Origin of the sequence: Rhodococcus sp. IEGM 1302 (assembly GCF_030056935.1) — a bacterium.
GTDB classification, from domain to species: Bacteria; Actinomycetota; Actinomycetes; order Mycobacteriales; family Mycobacteriaceae; genus Rhodococcus_F; species Rhodococcus_F qingshengii.
The window spans coordinates 1-1,859 of sequence record NZ_JASHKY010000062.1; the positions used below are offsets into that span (position 1 = coordinate 1).

At 58.8% G+C, this 1,859-nt stretch carries 1 protein-coding gene; it reads left to right on the forward strand.

Annotation, left to right across the window (positions count from 1 at the left end; genetic code table 11):
* Positions 1–1,859: non-ribosomal peptide synthetase (locus QM609_RS29110; RefSeq protein ID WP_283337657.1), on the forward strand; the 1,859-nt coding region annotated here is incomplete at both ends.

A 1,859-nucleotide genomic window follows, 5' to 3' on the forward strand; every position in this document is an offset into this window, starting at 1 on the left:
CGGCGGGGATGGCGGTGTCGTTGACGTATGCGACGGATCTGTTCGACGAGTCGACCGTTGCCTCATTTGCTGAACGATTCGGACGAATCCTCACCGCAGTAGCGGTGGATTCGTCGGTGTGTGTCGGTGATGTGGAGTTGTTGGATTCGGTCGAGCGTTCGCTGGTGCTGGATGGCTGGAACGATCAGGTTCGGGTGAAGCCCGAAGTGGATACGACGTTGGTCTCGATGTTCGATGCGCAAGTGCTGGCTCGGGGCATGTCTACTGCGGTGGTGTTCGAAGATCGTAGAGTGTCGTATGTCGACTTGGACGCTGCAGCGAATCGTTTGGCTCGCAAATTGATTGAGTCAGGTGTGGGTCCGGAGTCGTTGGTGGCTGTCCTCCTGCCTCGATCGGTTGACTTGGTCGTGTCGTTGTTGGCGGTGCTGAAGGCAGGTGGTGCCTATCTGCCGATTGATCCGAGCTATCCCGCTGAGCGGATTGCGTTCACGCTCGACGCGGCGCGGCCGGTGTGTGTTTTGGGTGGGGCCGAACTCGATCTCGACATTCCTGTGTTCGACGTCGCGTCCATGGATGTGTCGAAGTACGACGGATCTTCAATCACCGATCATGATCGCGTTGCTCCGCTACGTGATTCGAATAGTGCGTATGTGATCTACACCTCGGGATCGACGGGTCGACCGAAGGGTGTTGCGGTCTCGCATCGCAACGTCGTCGAGTTGTTTGCCAACAGTCAGAGCCGGTTCGAGTTTGACGATTCCGACGTATGGACGTTGTTCCACAGTTACGCATTCGATTTCTCGGTGTGGGAATTGTGGGGGGCGTTGTCATTTGGTGGCACGGTTGTGGTGGTCGATTTCCTCACGTCGCGTTCTCCCGAACAGTTCCGGGAGTTGGTTGCTCGCGAGCGAGTGACGGTACTCAATCAGACTCCGTCTGCGTTCTATCAATTTGCTGAGGCCGACCGAGTAGCGGGTCAAGCGGCGACACCGCTGTCGTTGCGGTACGTGATATTCGGTGGCGAGGCGCTGGACTTTGCGCAGTTGGAACGGTGGTTCGAGCGCCACGACGATCGGTCCCCGCGGTTGGTCAACATGTACGGCATCACGGAGACGACTGTTCACGTGTCGTTCCTCGAGGTGGATGCGGTGTGGGCGCGTGAGGCGACAGCGTCTGTGATCGGACGCGGGTTGGGCGGACTCTCGGTGTTCGTGCTCGATGATCGATTGCGTCCGGCTCCGGTGGGAGTTCGCGGCGAAATGTATATCGCGGGAGAGCAGCTTTCGCGCGGGTATGTAGGACAGCCAGGTCTGACGGCCGGCCGCTTTGTGGCGAATCCTTTTGCGCACACGACTTCCGGTGCGGTGATGTATCGCACCGGTGACGTTGGGCGGTGGAGTGTCGACGGGCAGCTCGAGTATGCAGGCCGCAGCGATTTCCAGGTCCAGTTGCGTGGATTCCGGATCGAGCTCGGCGAGATCGAAGCTGCGCTGTTGCGTGTTGAAGGTGTGGCGCGTGCAGTCGTGCTTGTGCGTTCGGATGCTTCCCTTGGAGATCGTCTCGTGGGGTACGTGGTGCCGGAGTCCGGTGTCGACCTGGTGGTTGCTGATGTCTTGTCATCGGTGGCGCAGTTCCTGACCGGGTACATGGTGCCGGATTCTGTGATGGTGCTCGAAGAATTGCCGTTGACAGTCAATGGCAAGTTGGATCGGAAGTTGTTGCCGGAGCCGGTGTTCGAGAAGGCGGTGTTTAGGGCTCCGGTGACGGCGGTGGAGGAGATCGTCGCGTCGGTCTTTGCCGAGGCGTTGGGTGTTGATCGTGTGGGTCTCGATGATGATTTCTTTGCTTTGGGTGGTAAT